General features: G+C 62.8%; 24 protein-coding genes. 4 read left to right on the forward strand and 20 right to left on the reverse strand.

Annotated elements, in window-relative coordinates; all coding sequences use genetic code 11:
• The first annotated feature begins 24 nt into the window (after positions 1–24).
• From ACVWZ5_RS11055 to ACVWZ5_RS11070, 4 genes are all read left to right on the forward strand, one after another.
• Entirely contained in the window at positions 25–1,737 is a 1,713-nt protein-coding gene (locus ACVWZ5_RS11055; RefSeq protein ID WP_457340607.1) for a hypothetical protein, read from the forward strand.
• Positions 1,738–1,741: 4 nt separating this feature from the next.
• The gene (locus ACVWZ5_RS11060) at positions 1,742–2,218 is read left to right on the forward strand and encodes a toxin-activating lysine-acyltransferase (RefSeq protein WP_062574735.1); all 477 of its coding nucleotides are present in this window, start codon (positions 1,742–1,744) and stop codon (positions 2,216–2,218) included.
• Positions 2,219–2,650: 432 nt separating this feature from the next.
• Positions 2,651–4,186 (forward strand): NCS1 family nucleobase:cation symporter-1, encoded by a 1,536-nt coding sequence (locus ACVWZ5_RS11065; RefSeq protein WP_062574736.1) that lies wholly within the window; start codon positions 2,651–2,653, stop codon positions 4,184–4,186.
• Between the two features lie 18 nt (positions 4,187–4,204).
• The gene (locus ACVWZ5_RS11070; RefSeq protein ID WP_457340608.1) at positions 4,205–4,933 is read left to right on the forward strand and encodes an aspartate/glutamate racemase family protein; all 729 of its coding nucleotides are present in this window, start codon (positions 4,205–4,207) and stop codon (positions 4,931–4,933) included.
• Between the two features lie 109 nt (positions 4,934–5,042).
• Here ACVWZ5_RS11070 and ACVWZ5_RS11075 read toward each other — a convergent pair whose 3' ends face one another.
• The 20 genes from ACVWZ5_RS11075 to fliH all read right to left on the reverse strand — a co-directional run bounded on the left by ACVWZ5_RS11075 (position 5,043) and on the right by fliH (position 21,662).
• Positions 5,043–6,236, reverse strand: a complete 1,194-nt coding sequence (locus tag ACVWZ5_RS11075; protein ID WP_457340609.1) for a D-amino acid dehydrogenase — start codon at positions 6,234–6,236, stop codon at positions 5,043–5,045.
• A 45-nt stretch (positions 6,237–6,281) separates the two neighbouring features.
• Entirely contained in the window at positions 6,282–6,944 is a 663-nt protein-coding gene (locus tag ACVWZ5_RS11080; RefSeq protein WP_084942247.1) for a histidine phosphatase family protein, read from the reverse strand.
• A 299-nt stretch (positions 6,945–7,243) separates the two neighbouring features.
• Entirely contained in the window at positions 7,244–7,489 is a 246-nt protein-coding gene (locus tag ACVWZ5_RS11085; protein WP_457340610.1) for a hypothetical protein, read from the reverse strand.
• A gap of 281 nt (positions 7,490–7,770) precedes the next feature.
• Positions 7,771–8,109, reverse strand: coding sequence for an FKBP-type peptidyl-prolyl cis-trans isomerase (locus ACVWZ5_RS11090; RefSeq protein WP_062574741.1), 339 nt, complete (start codon positions 8,107–8,109; stop codon positions 7,771–7,773).
• Positions 8,110–8,182: 73 nt separating this feature from the next.
• Positions 8,183–8,596: a GFA family protein gene (locus ACVWZ5_RS11095; RefSeq protein ID WP_028692806.1), complete on the reverse strand. Its 414-nt coding sequence runs from the start codon at positions 8,594–8,596 to the stop codon at positions 8,183–8,185.
• Positions 8,597–9,649: 1,053 nt separating this feature from the next.
• The gene (gene flhB, locus ACVWZ5_RS11100; RefSeq protein ID WP_028692805.1) at positions 9,650–10,792 is read right to left on the reverse strand and encodes a flagellar biosynthesis protein FlhB; all 1,143 of its coding nucleotides are present in this window, start codon (positions 10,790–10,792) and stop codon (positions 9,650–9,652) included.
• 2 nt (positions 10,793–10,794) lie between these two features.
• On the reverse strand, positions 10,795–11,571 hold the full coding sequence (gene fliR, locus ACVWZ5_RS11105) for a flagellar biosynthetic protein FliR (protein WP_028692804.1): 777 nt from the start codon (positions 11,569–11,571) through the stop codon (positions 10,795–10,797).
• A 7-nt stretch (positions 11,572–11,578) separates the two neighbouring features.
• On the reverse strand, positions 11,579–11,848 hold the full coding sequence (gene fliQ, locus ACVWZ5_RS11110; RefSeq protein ID WP_023630488.1) for a flagellar biosynthesis protein FliQ: 270 nt from the start codon (positions 11,846–11,848) through the stop codon (positions 11,579–11,581).
• 21 nt (positions 11,849–11,869) lie between these two features.
• The gene (gene fliP, locus ACVWZ5_RS11115) at positions 11,870–12,625 is read right to left on the reverse strand and encodes a flagellar type III secretion system pore protein FliP (protein WP_062574742.1); all 756 of its coding nucleotides are present in this window, start codon (positions 12,623–12,625) and stop codon (positions 11,870–11,872) included.
• Positions 12,625–13,065, reverse strand: coding sequence for a flagellar biosynthetic protein FliO (fliO, locus tag ACVWZ5_RS11120; protein WP_088852884.1), 441 nt, complete (start codon positions 13,063–13,065; stop codon positions 12,625–12,627). The genes fliP and fliO overlap by 1 nt, the downstream gene beginning before the upstream one ends.
• 9 nt (positions 13,066–13,074) lie before the next feature.
• Complete coding sequence (gene fliN / locus ACVWZ5_RS11125; RefSeq protein ID WP_028692801.1) at positions 13,075–13,539, reverse strand: flagellar motor switch protein FliN; 465 nt, start codon at positions 13,537–13,539, stop codon at positions 13,075–13,077.
• A 46-nt stretch (positions 13,540–13,585) separates the two neighbouring features.
• On the reverse strand, positions 13,586–14,554 hold the full coding sequence (gene fliM, locus ACVWZ5_RS11130) for a flagellar motor switch protein FliM (RefSeq protein ID WP_028692800.1): 969 nt from the start codon (positions 14,552–14,554) through the stop codon (positions 13,586–13,588).
• Between the two features lie 10 nt (positions 14,555–14,564).
• Complete coding sequence (fliL, locus tag ACVWZ5_RS11135; RefSeq protein WP_028692799.1) at positions 14,565–15,062, reverse strand: flagellar basal body-associated protein FliL; 498 nt, start codon at positions 15,060–15,062, stop codon at positions 14,565–14,567.
• Between the two features lie 145 nt (positions 15,063–15,207).
• On the reverse strand, positions 15,208–16,548 hold the full coding sequence (locus ACVWZ5_RS11140) for a flagellar hook-length control protein FliK (RefSeq protein ID WP_062574743.1): 1,341 nt from the start codon (positions 16,546–16,548) through the stop codon (positions 15,208–15,210).
• 69 nt (positions 16,549–16,617) lie between these two features.
• The gene (locus tag ACVWZ5_RS11145) at positions 16,618–16,965 is read right to left on the reverse strand and encodes an Hpt domain-containing protein (RefSeq protein WP_457340611.1); all 348 of its coding nucleotides are present in this window, start codon (positions 16,963–16,965) and stop codon (positions 16,618–16,620) included.
• A gap of 34 nt (positions 16,966–16,999) precedes the next feature.
• Positions 17,000–18,691, reverse strand: coding sequence for an ATP-binding SpoIIE family protein phosphatase (locus tag ACVWZ5_RS11150; protein ID WP_457340612.1), 1,692 nt, complete (start codon positions 18,689–18,691; stop codon positions 17,000–17,002).
• Positions 18,692–18,699: 8 nt separating this feature from the next.
• A complete protein-coding gene (locus tag ACVWZ5_RS11155) occupies positions 18,700–19,005 on the reverse strand; it encodes an STAS domain-containing protein (protein ID WP_028692795.1) in 306 nt (101 codons plus the stop codon).
• A gap of 79 nt (positions 19,006–19,084) precedes the next feature.
• The gene (fliJ, locus tag ACVWZ5_RS11160) at positions 19,085–19,537 is read right to left on the reverse strand and encodes a flagellar export protein FliJ (protein WP_028692794.1); all 453 of its coding nucleotides are present in this window, start codon (positions 19,535–19,537) and stop codon (positions 19,085–19,087) included.
• Between the two features lie 6 nt (positions 19,538–19,543).
• Entirely contained in the window at positions 19,544–20,899 is a 1,356-nt protein-coding gene (gene fliI, locus ACVWZ5_RS11165; protein WP_038706560.1) for a flagellar protein export ATPase FliI, read from the reverse strand.
• Complete coding sequence (gene fliH, locus ACVWZ5_RS11170) at positions 20,889–21,662, reverse strand: flagellar assembly protein FliH (protein WP_028692792.1); 774 nt, start codon at positions 21,660–21,662, stop codon at positions 20,889–20,891. The genes fliI and fliH overlap by 11 nt, the downstream gene beginning before the upstream one ends.
• Between the last annotated feature and the right edge of the window lie 85 nt (positions 21,663–21,747).

Genomic DNA, 21,747 nt, shown 5'->3' on the forward strand with positions numbered 1-21,747 from the left:
ATTGCCAGAACTTGTTCCGTCCAGATGATCGCCCCAGACAATGAAGTGGCGCAACTCAACGAGTTGCACGAAGTATTCGTCCCTTTTGAAACGGAATATATCGAGGGTTGCGAAGTTATTTATCTTAACGAGGCGCTGTGTGAACGGCAGAACTCGACTGACTTGCTGGCCTCTTACAGCTACATTATCCGGACCGATACCGTGCCCCGGCGCGCCAATGCAACACGCAAGACCTTCATGGCTGAACGTTACGGCGGCGACGGCATTCTCAGCAACGGCGGTGGTGCACGCTGCGGTTTTGATGGTGTTTGGCAACTAAAGGGGCTCGGGGCCAATCCGCTGGTTGGCCACGATGTAGATGCGGGCCACGGTGATGGCAACTTGTCGTTGACCACCGCACTCTATGAGTCGGTCTGGGCAGAAATCATCGCGTCGGTGCTGCCTTTCGGGGCCACACGGACCGTTGCCATCCTCGACACCGGCCTGACCTATGAGACCTGGCGCGGGACGTTGAAACGCGGTCTTCTGGTTCGCCAGCCGGTTGTGCGCCCTGCGCATTTCATCAGGTCAATCTATTTCAGACAACAGCGGCTGAATTGCCTGGGCGAAGATGCCCTGCGGGTTAAACAGGTCATTCAACGCCTTGTCGACTTCCTCCCCGGAGTACAGGCCTCGACCGCTCTTATGCCCTCACTCGAACAACGCCTGGAAAATGGCCTGGTCGAGTTGGCCGGGCGCTACGCCGAGCAGTTCGCGGCCGCGCGCGCCAAGCACATCATCCATTACAATGTCAGTGCATCCAACGTTTCCCTTACAGGTGGCTGGCTGGACCTGAGCGGCATTTGCCTGTTCACTCACTTCATCAATGGCGACCGCTCCAGCATCGACCGCTTCAACAGCGAATACCTGCCTGCCCTGCAGAGCCTGCAGAGCCTGTGCTACTACCTGGGCAAGTACGCAGTCGTGGACAACGAGGTGTCGCTACACCTCTGGCAAAAAACCCTTGAGCACTTCAACCAACGCTACAGCCATTACCTGAATCTGTATCAGGTCGCCCAGGCCGGATTCCCACTCTGGTTGTTGCGCCGCCTGGAGAACGCCCCGGAATTCAACGCCTTTGCCACTGCACTGCAGCGCTTTCTGGCGCTTGACGATTTCACTGTTACCGCCATCGCCGAGACTACGGGCTGGGACGGTTATCAACGCTGGACTGGACGACTCTTTCACGCGCTGCTGTCGCGCAACGGCAAAGATGGCGATCTGGCTTGGCTGGGGAGCGATGCCACGCTGACCGACCCATTGTGCTCAAGCTACGACCTGCTGTTTACCAGGATTGCGCAGGCGGCTGGCGAGTACAACATAGACCGCCATAACCTCCAGCTCACCCTGCTGATCAATGCCACCCGGCTGAACCGGAGCCACCGTGTGCTGCATGAGCTGCAAAGCCTTATCGAGGCTATCGATACAGAACCGGTCGGCGACCGAAGAGCGGCCTTGCATGCACTGCAAGACCACGCGCTGCTGGCTGGTCGCTTCAATCTCGGCCACGAACAGCCGGATGCCCTGCCGTTCTGGTCAAGTGCCACGCTAGCCATCTACTTCAACCCGCAAACCGGCCGGTTCACCCTGTCGGAGCGCGATACAACCCCGCTGACGCTGGAGGCGTTGTCGGCAAAGGCCGAAGGCCATGAAGAAATCAGGCAGGCATTGAACTTCTACCCTGGCCTCGTGAGGTAAACAAATGAACAAACATTACACTCTGCAGACCAGCTGTCGAGACGCCAAGCTCAATGACAAGGCAACGATGCTGGGGCATGCCGCCATGGTCATGGCCGGCTGCCGACGCTCTTCAGGCTTCCAGATACGCACGTTGTACTACTGGCTCGCACCCGCTATCGAGCACGCACAGATCATCATGCTCTTCGACTCGACCTGTGCGCCGAGGGGCTTTCTCATCTGGGCGCACCTGGCGCCCGACACCGAGCAACGTCTGCTCCAGGACCCGAACTTCCTGCTGCACCCGAGTGAATGGAATGAGGGTGGACGCGCCTGGGTCATCGATTTCTGTTTCCCGGGGGGAGCTGTCAAAGAGGCGCTTTCCATGCTGAGACAGCATTTGCGCGAGGCTGGCATCGACCAGATTTCCTGGGTGCGCAGGCGCGCAGACTATTCGATCCGACGAATCGGCAGCTGCAGGACAGAGAAGAAAACCAGATGAATAGTTGTACACATAAATGTCACGTTTAGTGCCATTTTTGTGTGCACTTTATCGGGGTAACGCCCCAATAGGTTACACATCCCTCATCAAGAAAATTGACCAAATGATCAACTAAATCAACACTATAAAATTTAAACCTGTTCATTCGGTCAATTTATAGCTCAATATTTTCATCTACTTACCATTTAAATAGATAGGTTCGAAATAACGGTTACCTAACACTCCTGCTCCTGCTGGCATGGAACTGGCTTTTGTGTGCTTGTGTTTTGTATACAAGTTTTACGAAACATAAATACACAAAAACCCGCAGCGTCGCCCCGTCGGCGACCGTTGCGCCCAGAACCCAGTGATGCCAACGCCTGCACCGACGAGATGGCGAGCCCGTGCGCCAGCGCCCGCTCATCGCAGTCACACGCATCAGGAGCCACCGGAATGAGTAGCAGCCTCCCCCTTGCCCCTGAACTTTCCGTTGCCAGCCCCCATCCCTCGACCACGACCCTCGAAGGCCACCCGGCCGATCTCGAGCTGAGCCCTCGCCTGCACAACCGCGACCTCGCCCCGACCAAACTGGCAGGCCGCCGCTGGGGCGGCTACAGCATCTTCGCGCTGTGGACCAACGACGTGCACAACATCGCCAACTACTCCTTCGCCATGGGGCTGTTCGCCCTCGGCCTGGGTGGCTGGCAGATCCTGCTGTCGCTGGCGATCGGCGCGGCGCTGGTGTACTTCTTCATGAACCTGTCCGGTTACATGGGGCAGAAGACCGGCGTGCCGTTCCCGGTGATCAGCCGCATCGCCTTCGGCATCCATGGCGCGCAGATCCCGGCGCTGATCCGCGCGGTGATCGCCATCGCCTGGTTCGGCATCCAGACCTACCTGGCCTCGGTGGTGCTGCGGGTGCTGTTGACCGCCGTGTGGCCACAGGTGGCCGCCTATGACCACGACAGCATCCTCGGCCTGTCGAGCCTGGGCTGGGTGTGCTTCGTGGCGATCTGGCTGGTGCAGTTGGTGATCCTCGCCTACGGCATGGAGATGGTGCGCCGCTACGAGGCCTTCGCCGGCCCGGTGATCCTGCTGACCGTGGCGAGCCTGGCGGTGTTCATGTACTTCAAGGCCGATGCGCGCATCGCCTGGTCGGTCGCCGAGCCCCTGAGCGGCTACGAGATGTGGCGCAACATCTTCGCCGGCGGCGCGCTGTGGCTGGCGATCTACGGCACCCTGGTGCTCAACTTCTGCGACTTCGCCCGCTCCTCGCCGTGCCGTAAAACCATCCGCGTCGGCAACTTCTGGGGCCTGCCGGTGAACATCCTGGTGTTCGCGGCGATCACCGTGGTGCTGTGCGGCGCGCAGTTCCAGATCAACGGCCAGGTCATCGACAGCCCGACGCAAATCGTCGCCAGCATCCCCAACACCGCGTTCCTGGTGCTGGGCTGCCTGGCGTTCCTGATCGTCACCGTGGCGGTGAACATCATGGCCAACTTCGTCGCCCCGGCCTTCGTGCTCAGCAACCTGGCGCCGCGCCACCTGAACTTCCGCCGCGCCGGGCTGATCAGCGCCACCCTGGCGGTGCTGATCCTGCCGTGGAACCTGTACAACAGCCCGCTGGTGATCGTGTACTTCCTCTCCGGCCTGGGCGCCCTGCTCGGCCCGCTGTACGGGGTGATCATGGCCGACTACTGGCTGCTGCGTAAGGGCCGTATCAACGTGCCCGAGCTGTACAGCGAGAATCCCGCCGGCGCCTACCACTACACCCGCGGCATCAACCTGCGCGCCGTGGCCGCGTTTATCCCGGCCGCGCTGCTGGCGATCATCCTGGCCCTGGTACCCAACTTCCACGGTATCGCGCCGTTCTCCTGGCTGATCGGTGCCGGTATCGCCGCCGCCGTCTACCTGCTGATTGCGCCACGCCACCGCCAATACCTCGATGTCAGCGGCGAATGCATCGCCGTCGACCACAGCAGCCACTGAATTTCAGGGAGATCCGTCATGCGTATTCTGATCGCCAACGTCAACACCACCGAAGCCATCACCGAAGCCATTGCCGAGCAAGCGCGCAGCGTGGCCGCGCCCGGTACCGAGATCGTCGGCCTGACCCCGTGGTTCGGCGCCGAGTCGGTGGAGGGCAACTTCGAGAGCTACCTGGCCGCCATCGCGGTGATGGACCGGGTGCTGGCCTACGACCAGCCCTTCGATGCCGTGATCCAGGCCGGCTATGGCGAGCATGGCCGCGAAGGCCTACAGGAACTGCTGGACGTGTCGGTGGTGGACATCACCGATGCCGCCGCCAGCACCGCCATGTACCTGGGTCACGCCTACTCGGTGGTGACCACCCTGGACCGCACCGTGCCGTTGATCGAGGACCGCCTGAAACTGTCCGGGCTGTACGAGCGCTGCGCCTCGGTGCGCGCCAGCGGACTGGCGGTGCTGGAGCTGGAAAGCGACCCACGGCGTGCGGTGGAAGCCATCGTCGAGCAGGCCGAACGGGCTGTGCGCGAGGACAAGGCCGAAGTGATCTGCCTGGGTTGCGGCGGCATGGCCGGGCTTGACGAGCAGATCCGCCAGCGCACCGGGGTGCCGGTGGTGGACGGCGTGAGCGCTGCGGTGACCATTGCCGAATCGCTGGTGAGGCTGGGGTTGAGCACCTCCAAGGTGCGCACCTACGCCACGCCGCGGGCGAAGAAGGTGGTGGGCTGGCCGATGCGTTTCGGTCGCTGATTGACCAGTAGCGCCCGTCGCAGGGCAAGCCCACTCCCCTGGCGTCAAAAGCAACCCGTGGGAGCGGCGATGCGGCGACCCGACTTGCCCCGCGATGAGGCCAACAAGGTCAGCGCAACAGCCTCGCCAGCCGCTCGCCACTGCCACACGCCAAGGTGAACCCCAGTGCACCATGCCCCAGGTTCAGCCACAGGTTGCGATACCGTGTGGCACCAATGATCGGCACCCCGGTCGGCGTCGCCGGCCGCATACCCGCCCATTCCACTGCCTGCCCGTAGTCGGCGGCATCGGGCAAGGTTTCCCGGGCCAGCCTCCGCATGCTCGCGAGCCTGCCGGCATCCACCGACTCGTCGTAACCGACGATGTCCACCATAGCCGCCACACGCAGCTGATCCTCCAGCCGGGCATAGACGATCTTGCATTCGTAGTCGGTGATACTTACCTCGGGTGCCCGATGCGCGGCGCCGACCGGCGCGGTCAGGCTATAGCCTTTCAAGGGATAGACCGGCAAATTCAAGCCCGGCAAAGCCAGGCCGGCGCTACGGTGCCCGGCGCTGAGCACCAGGCGCTGCACGTCCAGCTGTTCATTGCCCATCTCAAGGGCCAGCACCTGATCATCGTGCGCAATCAGCCGTGTCACCGGCCGCCCCAACAGCAACCGGCATTGCCCGGATGCCTCCAGGCGCTCGGCCAGGCGCAGGCAGAAACGGTGGCAATCGGCGACCTCTTCGTCCGGGGTGAACACGCCGCCAACGAACGGTGCCTCGCAAAGCGCCGGGTCGAGCTCGCGCAGTTCGGCGGCATCCAGTGTTCGCTGGCTGTGGGGATCAAGCAGGTGTTGGCGCCCACGGTCGAATGCACGCTGGGTACGAAATGCAACCAGCTTGCCGTTGCGCCGCCAGGCGAAATCATCAAGGCCGTCCTGCTCGCGCCAGCGCTGTAACGCCGCCTGGCTTTCGAGCGCCAGGCTCAGCAACTGAGCAGCATTACGGCGATTGACGGAGGTGCGGCACGCCATGACGAAAGCCGCCAGCCAACGCCACTGCGCAGGGTCCAGACGCAACCGAAGGCGCAATGGCGAGTCCCCCTGCAACAACCAGCCAAGCGCCTGCCACGGTACTCCGGCATCGGCCAGAGGCGCCACATAACGATACGAAAGCTGTCCACCGTTGGCGAAGCTGGTGGCGCTGGCCAGGCTGTCACGGGCTTCGACCAGGTCGACCTGCCAACCGTCGCGCACCAGCGCATAAGCCGTCGCCAGGCCGACCACCCCGCCGCCGATCACTGTCACCCGCTGGTTCATGCGTCCATTCCCGTCCAGGCCTTATGGCCAGACAGTAACAGCAGGTCAGGTCGGACAGCCAGGCTCACCGTGATCGAGCCCCTGACGCACGCTACGGCTGAGCAGGGTAGCCTTGCCCTCGCGCCAGGTCAGCGTGAGCACGTACAAGGTATCGAAGTCGTCGCGATGCCAGTCTTCGGTGAGCACCCGCTCCTCCCCCAGGGCCTTGCCGGCCACGGTGTTGATCAATTCCGGGAGGTAACCGCGGGACCAGGCGGTGTAGACCGTGGCATTGCGATACTTGCTACTGAGCAATTCGTCAGCCAGATCGTCGGTGTCGTTTGCGCCATAGTCGATGTTCACCGGCAAGCCGAGGCGAATGGCGCTGGGGCTGATGGTCATCAACGGGCGGATATAGCTGTAGCGCTCATCCTGGCTACCTTCCTCGACACCCCGCGAAGGGTTGGCGGCGAATACGTAATCAGCCTTGCCGAAGCGCTCGGGCAACAAGGTGGCGAGATCCAGGGCGCGATTGAGCCCCTGGCAGTTCAGCTGTCCCAATCCCTCGCCGGGCTTCTCGGCATGGCGCAGGAAGACCAGCGTCTGGGTGCCATCCACGGGTTGCGCACGGCTCTCGAGCACGGCCAAGGCCAATGGCACGGCCGCAGCGGCGAGCGTCAGGCTCAACAACAGGTGACGACGACGGCGAAGGAAGGTGGGCAGCTTCATCTGGGGCGGACTCTTGTGGCCAGGGTACTGGGTTGCCCCGCCACATGGTCCCGCAGCCTTGGCTGCGGGCCGTCCCTGTTGTGAATGCCATCCGTGGCAGCGAGTGAGGCTCAGAGTGCCCTCGACCCGTTTGGTTCCTCCCTGGGCGCACAGGCCGTTCCATCGACAAAGGCCACGTTAACGCATGTGTGTTGCTGAATTATTGCTCGTGGCTCAATCGTCGCGGGTCAGCACAGTTTCGGTCTATCGCAGGACCGGTGAGCCCCAAAGGCTTGAGTCAAAGCGTTGGGAGAGCAACGTCACATCGCATCCTTGTAGCGGTCTCTGAATACAATCAGGCATACACCCAGCACGATAGCGAAAGACTTCCACAGCACCACATCAACACCAGTGAGCGTTTCACGGTGCAAGAACAGCATACCAAGCCCCCCCATAGTGAGAAGACTCACGCCAAGCCAGGTACGCAGCCGGGGTGACCTCAACCAGCGATCAATGGCAAAGCCTATGAACAGCGACAGGGCGATCTGAACAGGATCCTCGTACATTGGGGGCTCTCACTCTGTGGCATGCGGAGCATCTCCTCCGTAAGGCTCTGGACAACGATCCAAATGAGCTTGGGACGATAGCTCCGGGCATGCCTCTCAAGGCACCAATTGACGTCTGATGTTCAAGTGGGAAATTTCCCAAATCAAACAATTAGCATCGCGGCGCCAGGTTTTCATGATCCGGTTTCTTTGCATGGCGCACATTGATGGGCTGGATGACCTCGATTTTCTGCCATTTGTTCAACGGGTAGAAGCGCATTGACCATACCGAAGGCCGCATCTCAGTCTTCCCGGGTCAGCACTTCCAGCAGCTCGATCTCGAAGGTGAGGTCCGAATTCGGTGGAATCGAACCGACCGGGCGCTCGCCATAGCCCAGGTGCGCCGGGACCAGCAGCTTGCGCTTGCCGCCCACGCGCATGCCCATCAAGCCTTGATCCCAGCCCTTGATCACCCGGCCGGTGCCGATCACGCACTGGAACGGCTTGCCGCGCGACCAGGACGAATCGAACTCGCTGCCATCGGCCAGGGTGCCGCGGTACTGGGTGGTGATCAGCGCGCCCTTGACCACGGCCTTGCCGTCGCCTTCCTGTAGATCGATGACTTGCAACTCACTGCTCATGGCAGGTTCCTCGAGACGGTTTTGGTGGGCGCCCTTTTCTCAGGAATGCGTGGGTTTGGCAAGGCGGGTCGGCTCAGGACGGGGCGAACTGTTCGAAGATCTGTTGGCCGGTGAGGTCCTTGGTTTCGTTCTTGAAGCAGTACCAGGCGGGCTTTTCGTCGATGAAGATCTGCTCGGTGAAGGTCCAGTTTGCCTTACCGTCGAGCAGGCCGACTGGTACGACATAGAGGTTGCTCTCTTTCAGGCGGTAGAACAGGTGCGTGCCGCACTGGCCGCAGAAGCCGCGCTGGGCCCAGGGGGAGGAATCATAGACGCTCGGGGTTGAGCCTTCGAACTGCGGGGGTTCGGCGCAATGGACGGCCAGCAGTGGGCCGCCGGTCCATTTGCGGCACATGCTGCAGTGGCAGGCGCTGACGTGGTTGTTATCGACCTTGACGGTCAGTTTGGTGGCTTGGCATAGGCAGGTGCCTTGGTTTTCCTGGGGCATGGGGGGCTCCTTGCTGTTGTTTTTGGGAGTTGGAGTATAGGTGGTGGGTTCGGGTTCGGGTTCGGGTTCGGGTTCGGGTTCGGGTTCGGGTTCGGGTTCGGGTTCGGGTTCGGGGATGATTGTTTTGGATTTTGTATGCGCATTCATTGGCTATGGTGACGCATAGTCACCTTTTCGCCATTACGGCGACCTACTTTTGTCTTGGGCAAAAGTAGGCAAAAGCCGCTGGCTCCATTCATCCGGCCCCTGCGCTTCGCTCCGGGGTTCCCTCGCTCCGTTCTTGCTCCCGTGGGTACCGCGCTGTACGGCCCATCCTGGGCCGCAGCGCTCGACGGCCATCCATGGCCGTCGCCCCACTACGCAAGAACTCCGCTCGGCCTCCTGAAGTCGCAATTGGCGGCGCCTGGGCTATCGCGCGCTTAGAAGCAAGAGCAAGAGCAAGAGCAAGAGCAAGAAATGGGAAGTTATTTATTTGGCAGTTAATTATGTATTGGTTGTTCCGACCCTTTCGCGGGGCAAGCCCGCTCCTACAGAGATCTATATAACGGCAATTGTCGTGTAGGAGCGGGCTTTCCCCGCGATGCGATCGAGAGATTAATTAAGTCTCAACTAGCGATAGCTGCGCCAGTTCAGGCGCCGCCCGTAACTTCGCGACTTCAGGAGGCCGAACGCAGGACTTGCGGAGGGAGGTGACGGGCATGGATGCCCGTCAAGCGCTGGGGCCCAGGATGGGCCCTGCAGCGCGGTCCTCCCGGGAGCAAGGCCGGAGTGAGGGGACCCGGAGCGAAGCGGAGGGCCGGATGAATGGAGCGAGGATTTTTTGGTTCCTTTTTGATCCTTCAAAAAGGGACCCGCCGTAAGGGCGGAAAGGTGACTATGCGTCGACATCGCAAACGAATGCACTTACAACCATTAAAACCAGCGCCGACCGACTTTGACTTTGACCTTTAGAGCATGTGTTTTGAAAACTATATGCGCATTTATTCGCGATGGCGACTAAGCGTCAACATCGCAAATAAATGCGCATACAACTTTCAAAACAACCAAACAAACTTAACTGTCCCGCCGCAGGTCCTCAGGAATAGGCAAATCCTTCTTCAACGGCTCCGGCGCCTTCCCCCTCCCGGCCCGATACTGCCGAATCTGGAACACATAGGCCAACACCTGCGCCACCGCCAGGTACAACCCCGCCGGAATCTCCTGCTCCATCTCGGTGGAGTAGTAGATCGCACGCGCCAGGGCCGGCGACTCGAGTATCTGCACGTTATGCTCGACCCCGATCTCACGAATCTTCAAGGCAATGAAATCAGTCCCCTTGGCAACCAGCAACGGCGCCGTCCCACCCTTGTCCGGGTTGTACTGCAGGGCCACCGCGTAATGGGTCGGGTTGGTGATGATCACATCCGCGTCAGGCACCGCCGCCATCATCCGTCGCTGCGACATCTCCCGCTGCAACTGCCTGATACGCTGCTTGACCTCAGGCTTGCCTTCGCTGTCCTTGTACTCGTCCTTGACCTCCTGCTTGGTCATCTTCATCTTCTTGTTCGTCTGGAACAGCTGGTATGGCACATCCAGCCCGGCAATCAGCAGCAACCCCGCCGCCATCCACAAGGCGCTCCAGCCCACCACCTGCACCGCATGGATGATCGCCTGCTCCAGCGGCTCGTTGGCGATGGCCAGCAGCGCCTCGCGGTCACTGGCCAGCACCAGCAGCGCCACCAGCAGGATCATGATGAACTTCGCCATGGCCTTGAGCAGCTCGGTCAGCGCGTTCATCGAGAACATGCGCTTGATCCCCGACAATGGGTTCATCCGGCTGAACTTCGGCTGCAGCAGGCTCCCGGAGAACAGGAAGCCGCCCAGGGCAATAGGCGCAACGAAGGAAATCACGAACAGCAGAATCAGGATCGGTTGCACCGACCAGATCGCCATCTTGCCCGAGGCCAGCAGGAACGCGCCCATGCTGCGCTCGTCGACGATCACTTCGCGCGTCAGGCTGAAGTTCATGCGCATCAGGGTCATCAGCGTCTCCGCCAGATAACCGCCGAACGCCAGCAAGCCACCAGCGCCCGCCAGCGTCACCGCGACCGTGTTCAGCTCCTTGGAGCGGGCGACCTCACCTTTTTCCCGCGAGTCGCGTTTGCGCTTCTCGGTGGGTTCTTCTGTCTTGTCCTGACCGCTTTCGCTCTCTGCCATGCTCAGCGCGCCCGTGCCAGCTCACGCAGCCACTGCAGCGCTTCGCTGGCCAGTGCCTGGTAGTGTGGAAGGATATCGGCCAGGCCGACCCAGAAAATCCCCATGCCCAACACCAGGGTCAGCGGGAAACCGATGGAGAAGATGTTCAACTGCGGGGCGGCGCGGGTCATCACGCCGAAGGCGATGTTGACCACCAGCAGCGCGGCGATCGCCGGCAGGATCAACAGCAACGCAGCCCCCAGCACCCAGCTCAGGCGCCCGGCGATCTCCCAGAAATGGTTGACCACCAGGGCACTGCCCACCGGCAGCGTGGTGAAACTCTCGGTCAGCACCTCGAACACCACCAGATGGCCGTTCATCAGCAGGAACAGCACGCTCACCAGCATGGTCATGAACTGGCTGATCACCGCGACGTTGACGCCGTTGGCCGGATCGACCATGGAGGCGAAGGCCATGCCCATCTGCACGGCGACAATCTGCCCGGCGATGACGAAGGCCTGGAACAGCAACTGCAGGGAAAAGCCGAACAACGCACCGACGATGACCTGCTCGGCGCACAGCAGCACGCCGCGCACGCTCAACGGATCGATCTCGGGCAGTGGCGGCAACCCCGGCACGATGACCACGGTGATCGCCACGGCAGCATACAGGCGCACCCGCGCCGGCAGCATCTTGGTGCCGAAGATCGGCATGGTCATCAGCACCGCCATCACCCTGAACAACGGCAGGATGAAGGTGGCGACCCAGGTGCCGATCTGCGTATCGGTCAGCTCCAGCATAGCGGCCTCAACCGATCAGCTGCGGGATGCTGGTGTACAGGCCGATGAAGTACTCCATGAACTTCTGCACCAACCAGGGCCCGGCGACGATCAGCGTGATCAGCATCACCAAAAGGCGCGGCAGGAAGCTCAGGGTCTGTTCGTTGATCTGCGTGGCGGCCTGGAACATCGCCACCACCAGGCCGATCAGCAGGCTCGGCACCACCAGCACGGCGACCATCAAGGTAGTCAGCCACAACGCATCACGGAACAGGTCGACAGCGACTTCAGGTGTCATGCAAGGCTCTCCTTGGCGGCGTCAGACGCCACCGAAACTGCCGGCCAGGGTGCCCATGATCAGCGCCCAGCCATCGACCAGCACGAACAGCATGATCTTGAACGGCAACGAAATGATCAGCGGCGACAGCATCATCATACCCATGGCCATCAGCACGCTGGCGACCACCATGTCGATGATCAGGAACGGGATGAAGATCATGAAACCGATCTGGAACGCGGTCTTGAGCTCGGAGGTAACGAACGCCGGCACCAGAATCGTCAGCGGCACCTGGTCGGGCCCGGCAATGTCGGTGCGCTTGGACAGGCGCATGAACAGGTCGAGGTCGCTCTGTCGGGTCTGCGCCAGCATGAAGTCCTTCAACGGCCCCTGGGCCTTGTCGATGGCCTGCTGGGCGGTCACCTGCTCGGCCAGGTAGGGCTGCAGGGCGTCCTTGTTCACCCGGTCGAACACCGGCGCCATGATGAACATGGTCAGGAACAGCGCCATGCCGGTGAGCACCTGGTTCGATGGCGTCTGCTGCAGGCCCAGGGCCTGACGCAAGATGGAGAAGACGATGATGATGCGGGTGAAGCTGGTCATCAGGATGACGAACGCCGGGATGAAACTCAGCGCCGTCATGATCAGCAGGATCTGCAGGCTGACCGAATATTCCTGCTGCCCGTCCGCCCCACTGGACAGGGTGATGGCCGGGATCGACAGCGGGTCGGCGGCCAGGGCCAGTGGTGCTGCCAACAGCAGCGCCAGGGTCAACAAAAAGCGCAGCGCGCCGCTCATCACGTCTTGTCCTTCTGATCCTTGCCCATCAGCTCGAGCAGCCGTTGGGCGAATTCCGGCGCGGCCTGGCGCGCCGTAGCGGGCACCTCCACGGGCTCGGCCAGCACATGCAAGGCCTCGATGCTGCCGGGACTGTGACCGATCAGGATCTGCTCCTTGCCCACCTGCACCAGCAGCAACCGGTCGCGCGGGCCGATGGCCCGGCTGCCGACGATCTCGATCACCTGCGCGCCACGCTGAGCATTGCCCTGCATGCGGCGCAGCAACCAGGCCAGGAAGAAGATAAGCCCCACCACCAGCAGCAGACCGAAGACCATCTGCGCCAACTGCGCGCCCAAACCGCCGGGCAACGGCGCGGCAGCCGAGGCGTTGGGCTCGGCCGCGGCGATCACCACTTCACTGACCAGCAATGCACCGAGGGCAATCAGGCCCCGCACCATGCGCTTCACTCAGCGCAGCTTCTTGATACGTTCGCTGGGGCTGATCACGTCGGTCAGGCGGATGCCGAACTTCTCGTTGACCACGACCACTTCGCCATGGGCGATGAGGGTGCCGTTGACCAGCACGTCCAGCGGCTCGCCCGCCAGGCGGTCCAGTTCGATCACCGAACCCTGGTTGAGCTGCAGCAGGTTGCGGATGCTGATCTCGGTGCTGCCCACCTCCATGGAGATGCTCACCGGAATGTCCAGGATCACATCCAGGTTCGGGCCTTCGAGGCTGACGTGCTCGTTGGGCTTGGGCGAACTGGCGAATTCCTCCATCGGCAGGCGATCGCCACCAAGGTGGCCGGCATCGCCACCGAGCAAGGCATCGATGTCGGCCTGCCCGGCATCACCCGTCTCTTCCAGGGCAGCAGCCCATTCGTCGGCCAAGGCCTGTTCCTCGGGAGAGTTGATCTCGTTTTCGTTAGCCATGATTTCCTCGACAGGCATTCAATACGTTGGAGCGATCGGCACGCCGTCAGCGGCGCTCGATCGGGTCGATGATCTGCAGCGACAGGGTGCCCTTGTGCGAGCCCAGCCGCGCCTTGAACGACGGCACGCCGTTGGCGCGCAGCACCAGGTGCTCCGGCAGCTCCACCGGAATCACGTCACCCGGCTGCATGTGGAGGATGTCGCGCAGCTTCAACTGGCGGCGGGCGACCGTGGCCGACACCGGCACATTGACGTCCAGCACGTCTTCGCGCAGGGCCTTGACCCAGCGTTCGTCCTGGTCGTCCAGATCGGACTGGAAACCGGCGTCGAGCATTTCGCGCACCGGCTCGATCATCGAGTACGGCATGGTCACGTGCAGATCGCCGCCACCGCCGTCGAGCTCGATGTGGAAGGTCGAGACCACCACCGCCTCGCTGGGGCCGACGATGTTGGCCATGGCCGGGTTGACCTCGGAGTTGATGTACTCGAAGGTGACCGGCATGATCGCCTGCCAGGCTTCCTTGAGGTCGACGAAGCACTGGTCCAGGACCATGCGCACCACGCGCAGCTCGGTCGGCGTGAACTCACGACCCTCGATCTTGGCGTGACGGCCGTCGCCACCGAAGAAGTTGTCCACCAGCTTGAACACCAGCTTGGCGTCGAGGATGAACAGCGCGGTGCCGCGCAACGGCTTGATCTTGACCAGGTTGAGGCTGGTGGGCACGTACAGCGAGTGCACGTACTCGCCGAACTTCATCACCTGCACGCCGCCCACTGCCACGTCGGCGGAGCGACGCAGCAGGTTGAACATGCTGATGCGGGTATAACGGGCGAAACGCTCGTTGATCATTTCCAGGGTCGGCATGCGACCCCGCACGATTCGGTCCTGACTGGTCAGGTCGTAGCTCTTGATGCTGCCGGGCTCGCCAGCGCTCTCGGTTTGTACCAGCCCATCGTCCACCCCATGCAACAGGGCGTCGATCTCATCCTGGGACAGCAGGTCCTGCACGGCCATCTATGTGCTCCTACTGCAATACGAAATTGGTGAACAGCAGCTGGTCGACGACCGGCCTGCCGACTTCCTTCTGCGCCACTTCCTGCACTACCGCGGTGGCCTTCTGACGCAGCATCTCCTGCCCGACCGGGCTGCTGGCGAGGGTGTCGAAGCCCTGGCCGGAGAACATCATCACCAGGTTGTTGCGGATCACCGGCATGTGCACTTTCAGCGCCTCCAGGTCGGCCTGGTTGCGCCCCTGCATGGTGATGCTCACCTGCATGTAGCGCTGGCGGCCGTTCTGGTTGAAGTTGACCACGAAGGCCGGCGCCAGGGGTTCGTAGATCGCCGCCGGCTTGACGTTGCTCTGCGCAGCGTCAGGCGCTGGCGCCGACGCGCTCTTGTGCATGAAGAACCAAGTGGCGCCCACCGACAGGCCGACCGCCAGGAGCAGGGCCAGTACCAGCAGCAGGATCAACTTGAGTTTGCCTTTAGTGGCGGGGTCTTTCACTGCGTCACTCTTCGCCATGCCAATAATCCGTCGTCCATCGGGGTTTCAAAGAAGGATGACGTGGCTTGAGCAAGTGTTATGCCAGATTTGACCGAGAAGGAAGGTACCGGCCCTGTCGCCAGACAAGCGCCACCCGAAGGTGGCCGCGCAGGGCCGGCGAAGATCAGGCGTAATAGTCGACCATGCTGTCGCCGACCACCACCTGATGCTCGGCGGGACGCGCGCCCTCGACAGGATCGACGCCCTCCCCAACCGCCTCGGCGCGGCGCGCCGCCACGCCGGACAGGCTCGAGCCGCCCTGCTGCGCCTGCTGCTGTTGCTGGCCGCGGGACTGGTCGGCCACGCTGACGTCCGGCTGCGCCAGCCCCTGCTGGGCGAACAGCTCGCGCAGCCGGTAGACCTGGCTGTCCAGCGCATCGCGCACGCCGGCATGCCCACTGACGAAGTGAATCTGGGTGGGCTGGTCCGCCGCGACATTGACGCGGATGTCCAGGCGCCCCAATTCAGCGGGTTCAAGCTGGATGTCCGCCGACTTGAGGTTCTGGCTCGACAGGTACATGACCCGGTTCACCAGGCCTTCGGCCCAGGCGCCCTGGTTCATCGCCAGCGGCTGCTGCAGCGGGTTCGGCGTCACCGGTACGGCGTTGGCGGTCTTGGGCGTCGCCGCCTGCGTCAGGCTGGCCAGGCGGTCGGCGAAGTCATCGACCCGCGTGTCGCTGCTGGCGCCCTTGATATCCTTGAGGCCATCGTCGATCAGCCCGGCGAATGCCTTGTCGCCATGCTCGGCGTTCCCCGCTTCCTGCTCGGCCTTGCCAACCACGTTCGCCAAGGTATTGACGGCTGTGGCGGCGGGATCGGCAGGCGCCTGGCTGCTGTCGGAGCGGCTACTGGCCGCATGGGCCGATGTGGTTCCCTTGGCCTGGGCGTCCTGCTCCAGCGCCAGGCGCAAGGTCGGCATGTTGGCCAGAGGGTCCGCCTCCGGATCGAACGCGGCATCCTTGGGCGCTTCCTCGACGACCGCCGCCGCCGACACAGGCTGTGGCGCCTGCGCCGCCGCCTGCAGCACCGGGGCGACCGCTTCGGCCTGGGCCTGGATCAACTGCGCGCCCGGCTGGGCGTCGGTCACCTGGCCAGCCACCAGGCTGGCATCAAGGGACGAGGTAGTGTCGCCTTCGGTGGTTTCATCCGCCTCGGCAACAGGCTTGCTGCCCGGGATGACTGGCAAGTTATTGCCGTCATCGGCAACCGCCGGCTTGCTGGCGTCGTCCGGCTTGCCGCCTGCGGCAGGTGCGGCCTGCTCCTTGGATTTGGCCGGGTCGGCCCCCTTGGCGACCTTGTCGTCACGCGCTGGAACGCTGTCGCGCCCCTGCCGGGCCATGACCTGGTCGAAGCCATCGCCTTGGCTGGCCGGGGCTTGCAGCGGCTTGTCCGCCACACTGGCAGCCGGGCGCGACGTCTTGTTGACGAGGCCGGCTTGCAACAATGGATTGGATGCGACAGGCATTGAGAGGTCTCCGCTGCAGAACTGGTAAAATGCGTCTGTGCGAAGAAAAGCAAAACTCGCGCCAGTTTTTTACTCGGCGGCGATCCGCTGCCGCTCGGCACGGTAGAAACGCTGGACCTCCACGTACTCCTGGTCGATGCGGTTGATCAGGTCTTCAATACCGTACAAAGGTTGCTGGCGGACCCGCTCCTCCAGTTCCCGGCACAGCTCGGCCAGTCCAACGGCCCCCATGTTGCTGCTGCTGCCCTTGAAGCTGTGCGCGGCCAGGCCCAGTTCGTCGGCGTCCTTGGCCTCGTGCAGCTGGCACAGGCGTCGCTCGGAGTCTTCGAGGAAGGTTTCCAGCAACTGCAGGTAGCCATCTTCCATGACCTCCCGCAAATCACTCAGCACCCTCTGATCGATATGCATGTCCACCACTTGTTCACTCCCTGATCAAGCCGCGCAAACCGGCTCACCATTGAAACTCCACGCGCGCCAGACGGCCACCTTCCAGCCACTGGGCATTTTCCGCCAGCCGCCGCACCAGGCTCACTCCGCGCCCACTGAACCCGTGCCAACACGGCCTGTCGAGCGACAAGCGCGCCACATCGAAGCCCGCGCCGCTGTCGCGAACCTCGATGGTCAGACGCCCGCCCGCACCTTGAGGTTCCACCCGCAAGGCAATGCCGACGCTGCCATGCACCTCGCGTCCCAGGCGCTCGGCGCGCTGGCGATAGTACTCGGCGAAGCCGTCGGCGTCGCACTTGAGCGCCGAGTCCAACCCCAGCACGCCATGCTCCAGCGCATTGGCATACAGCTCGCTCAACACACTGTGCAACTTGCCGCTGCTAGGCCTGAGCCCATGAATCTCCTGCAACAGCTGTACCAGATACGGCACCGGGTTGAAGCGCCCCAGGCTCTCGCCCCGCAACTCGAACTGCATCGACCAGTCCAGTGGGCTGGAACGACCACTGTCGGAGTACACCACCACCTGCGGCGCGACAGGCTCGGGGCCCAGCATGCGGATATCGCACAGGCTGATATCGTCACGAGACCGACCACCGAATCCCGCCAGCGCCTGCATGAGCTCGTCGAACAACACCGCCGGATCGCGGTTGGCCGCCAGCACCTCGCGCAGGCGCTCCACGCCAAACAGGCAGTCCTGCGCATCAGCCGTATCAACGACGCCGTCGGACAGCAGGAACAACCGCTCTCCCACCGCAAGCGGCATCACCTCGGTAGCATCGTCGAACTGTTCGGGCGACAGGATTCCCAGCGGCAAGTGGCGCGAAGGCAGCACATCCAGCACCTCGCCTTGCGACGACAACCGATAGCCATCCGGCATGCCACCGTTCCAGAGCTCCACCGTCCCTCGCTGGTAACTCAGGTTGAGTAACAGCGCGCAACAGAACATGTCCACGGGCAGGATGCGCTTGAGCTTGGCGTTCATCTCCCGCAGGGTTTCGACCAGGCCATAGCCCTTGGCAGTCATGCCATAGAACACTTCCGCCAATGGCATGGCGCCGACCGCGGCCGGCAAGCCATGACCGGTGAAATCGCCCAGTAGCACATGCATGTCGCCCGAAGGCGTAAACGCCGCCAGCAACAGGTCGCCGTTGAACAACGCATAGGGCGACTGCAGGTAACGGATATTCGCAGCACTCAGACAGCCGGAGTGGGCGACCTTGTCGAACACCGCCTTGGCCACCCGCTGTTCATTGAGCAGGTGATGGTGATGGCGGGCGATCTGGTCGCGCTGCTCCAGCACCGTTGCCTGCAGGCGACGCAAACGGTCCATGGCGCGGATCTTCGCCGCCAGGATGACGGCACTGTAGGGCTTGGCCATGAAGTCGTCGCCACCGGCCTCAAGGCAACGCACCAGCCCCTCCTCTTCATTGAGCGAAGTCAGGAAGATGATCGGCACCAACGACTCGCCCGCCAGCGCCTTGATCCGCCGTGCCGCCTCGAAACCATCCATCACCGGCATCAGCGCATCGAGCAGCACCAGCTGCGGTCGTCGCTCGGCGAACAACGCCACCGCCTGCTCTCCATTCTCGGCGGTGACCACCACATGCCCCTGGCGGCGGACGATTTGCGCCAGCAACAACCTGTCCGCGGCACCGTCCTCGGCTACCAGCACGGTCAACGGCTGATCGGCGGACATGGCAAGGCTCAACTGATGTCGAACAGCTTTTCGAAGTTGGAGATCGCCAGGATCTTGCGCACATCAGGGCTGGCATGGACCACACGGATATCCGAGTCCTCGCCGCCGACATGGTCGCGCAGCAACAGCAACATGCCCAGCGCCGAGCTGTCAAGATACGTGGCCTCCTTCAGATCGACCACCACGGAATCCGGGCGCGGACGCTGATGCTCGTAGGCATTCCTGAATTCCTGATGCTTGCCGAAATCAAAACGACCCTTGACCTTGATCGTCAGCTTTTTCCCGTCCTGTGAAAAATCAGTTTCGACTGCCATGCGAGCGATTCCTTCGATGATGGCGAATGCGGCTTCTGAAGGTTTAGCAGGCGCTGGCGACGGGCGCCAGTCAGGTCGATCAGGGGTGCCCCTGGCGTGGCAGGCGCTGGGACAGCTCGTCGAGCAGCTTCTGCTCGCGCTTGTCCTCGGCACGGCGCGCTTCGTCCAGATAGCGCTGGACCAGCTTGCGCAGCCCTTCGACCCGGGCATAAGCCTGCTGCCAGGTGTTACGGGCATTGTTCAGGTTGTTCTGGTGCCAGGCCATGCTCTGGCGCTGCTGGGTCATTGCCGTTTCCAGCTGCCCGAGGAAACGCTGGTAGTTGACCAGCCAGTTGCCGTCGACACCCTGGCTGCCGCGATTGATCCACTGCTGCTGATAGGCCTCGCGAAAACTCTCGAGCTCGGCCTGTTTGGCCTGGGCATCGCTGAGCAGCTTCTGGAAATGCCCCAGGCGCTGGGCGGCCTTGCGCTCGGCCTCTTCGGCCATTTCCACCACCGGCACCAGGCGTGCCGCTCGGCTGGGCTGGGCCATGATCTATCAGCCCGCTGGCGGCGCGAACACCGCGGCCAGTTCTTCACGGCTCTGCGCCATGCCGACATTCTCATCCAGACGTTGGCGCAGGAAATCCACCAGTTTGGGTTGCAGGGCGATGGCCAGGTCGGTTTCCGGATCACCACCGGCCACATAGGCGCCGACACTGATCAGGTCGCGGCTCTGCGACAGGCGCGACCACAGCTGCTTGAATTTCTGCGCCTGACGCAGGTGATCGGGATCGACCACCTGGGGCATGACCCGGCTGATCGAGGCCTCGATGTCGATGGCCGGGTAGTGCCCTTCCTCGGCCAAGCGCCGGGACAGCACGAAGTGACCGTCTAGCACGCCCCGCGCCGAGTCGGCGATCGGGTCCTGCTGGTCATCACCCTCGGACAGTACGGTGTAGAACGCGGTGATCGAGCCACCGCCCGGCTCGCCATTACCGGCCCGCTCCACCAGCTTGGGCAGCTTGGCGAACACCGAAGGCGGATAACCCCGGGTGGCGGGCGGCTCGCCGATGGCCAGGGCGATTTCACGCTGGGCCTGGGCGAAACGGGTCAGCGAATCCATCAGCAGCAGGACATTCTTACCCTTGTCGCGGAAATACTCGGCAATGCGCGTGCAGTACATCGCCGCACGCAGACGCATCAACGGCGCGTCGTCCGCTGGCGAGGCCACCACCACCGAGCGCTTGAGCCCTTCCTCGCCGAGGATGTGCTCGATGAACTCCTTCACTTCGCGGCCCCGCTCACCGATCAGGCCGACCACGATGATTTCGGCCTCGGTGAAGCGGGTCATCATGCCCAGCAACACCGATTTACCGACGCCGGTACCGGCGAACAGGCCCAGGCGCTGGCCGCGGCCGACCGTGAGCAAGCCGTTGATGCTGCGGATACCGACATCCAACGGCTGGCTGATCGGATCACGGTTGAGCGGGTTGATGATCGGGCCATCCATCGGCACCCAGTCCTCGGCCTTCATCCCGCCCTTGCCGTCCAGCGCGCGACCGGCGCCGTCGAGCACCCGGCCGAGCATGCTCATGCCCATCGGCAGGCGACCACTGTCGTCCAGCGGCACCACGCGGGCCCCCGGGGCCAGGCCAACGATGCTGCCGACCGGCATGAGGAACACCTTGCTGCCGGCAAAGCCCATGACTTCGGCCTCGACCTGCACCGGGTGGTAGCTGTCGTCATTGATCACCAGGCAACGGCTGCCCACCGCCGCGCGCAGGCCCTCGGCCTCGAGGGTGAGGCCGACCATGCGCAGCAGGCGCCCTTCGACGATCGGCTGGTCGGGCAGCTTCACCGCATCGGCGTAGCCCTCCAGGCGCTTGCCGAAGCTGGTACGGTCAAGGCGCATCGGTTTCACCCGCCGGCACGTCCAGTTCGACGGAAATATCCGGCGAAGCAGGATGCAGGGACTGGTCGTGGGACTGGTCGAACAGTTGCGCCACAGCCTTCTCGATACGGGTTTCCATGGTCGCGTCGATCCGGCTGTGAGCGGTCTCGATCCGACAGCCACCCGGCAACAGCGACTCGTCCTCGAGCAGCTTCCAGCTCTCCTCGTGACGCTCGCGCAAGGCCTTTGCCAGCTCGAAGTCCTGCGGGTTGAGGTGGATACGGATGTTGTCGGCGCCCATCGGCAGCAGCTTCAACGCCTCACGAAGCACGTGGGTGATCTGGCTCGAGTCGCTGCGCAGCTCACGACCAATGACCTGGCGGGTCATGCCGGCGACCAGCTGCACCAGGGCTTTCTCGATCTGCGTATCCTGCTCGGCAATGGGCTCGAGCAGGTGGCTCATGATTTGCTCCAGGCTGGCCAGCTTGGCCGCCAGGGCCACTTCGGCTTCCTGTCGAACCTTCAGTTGAGTGCTGTGGAAGCCTTCGCGCTCGCCGGTGGCGAAGCCTTCGTTGTAGGCCTCCTGACGGATGGCCTCGAGTTCCTCGAGGGTCAGTGGCTGGACTTCCTCCAGCGGCACTTCTTCGACTTCTTCCTCGATGACTTCCGGCTCAGGCTCGGGTTCCGGCTCAGGCTCGGGATCGAAGCTGGGCAGCGCCCACACGTCCACACCCTCGAGGTCGCGGGCACGGATCAGGTCGCTGGGGTGTTCGGTGGTGGACATGTTTTCAGGTACTCAAAAGCCATCTGCAACCAATGCGCCCCTGTAGGAGCGGCCTTGTGTCGCGAAAGGGCTGCAAAGCAGCCCC

The organism is Pseudomonas sp. TE6283 (assembly GCF_054060555.1).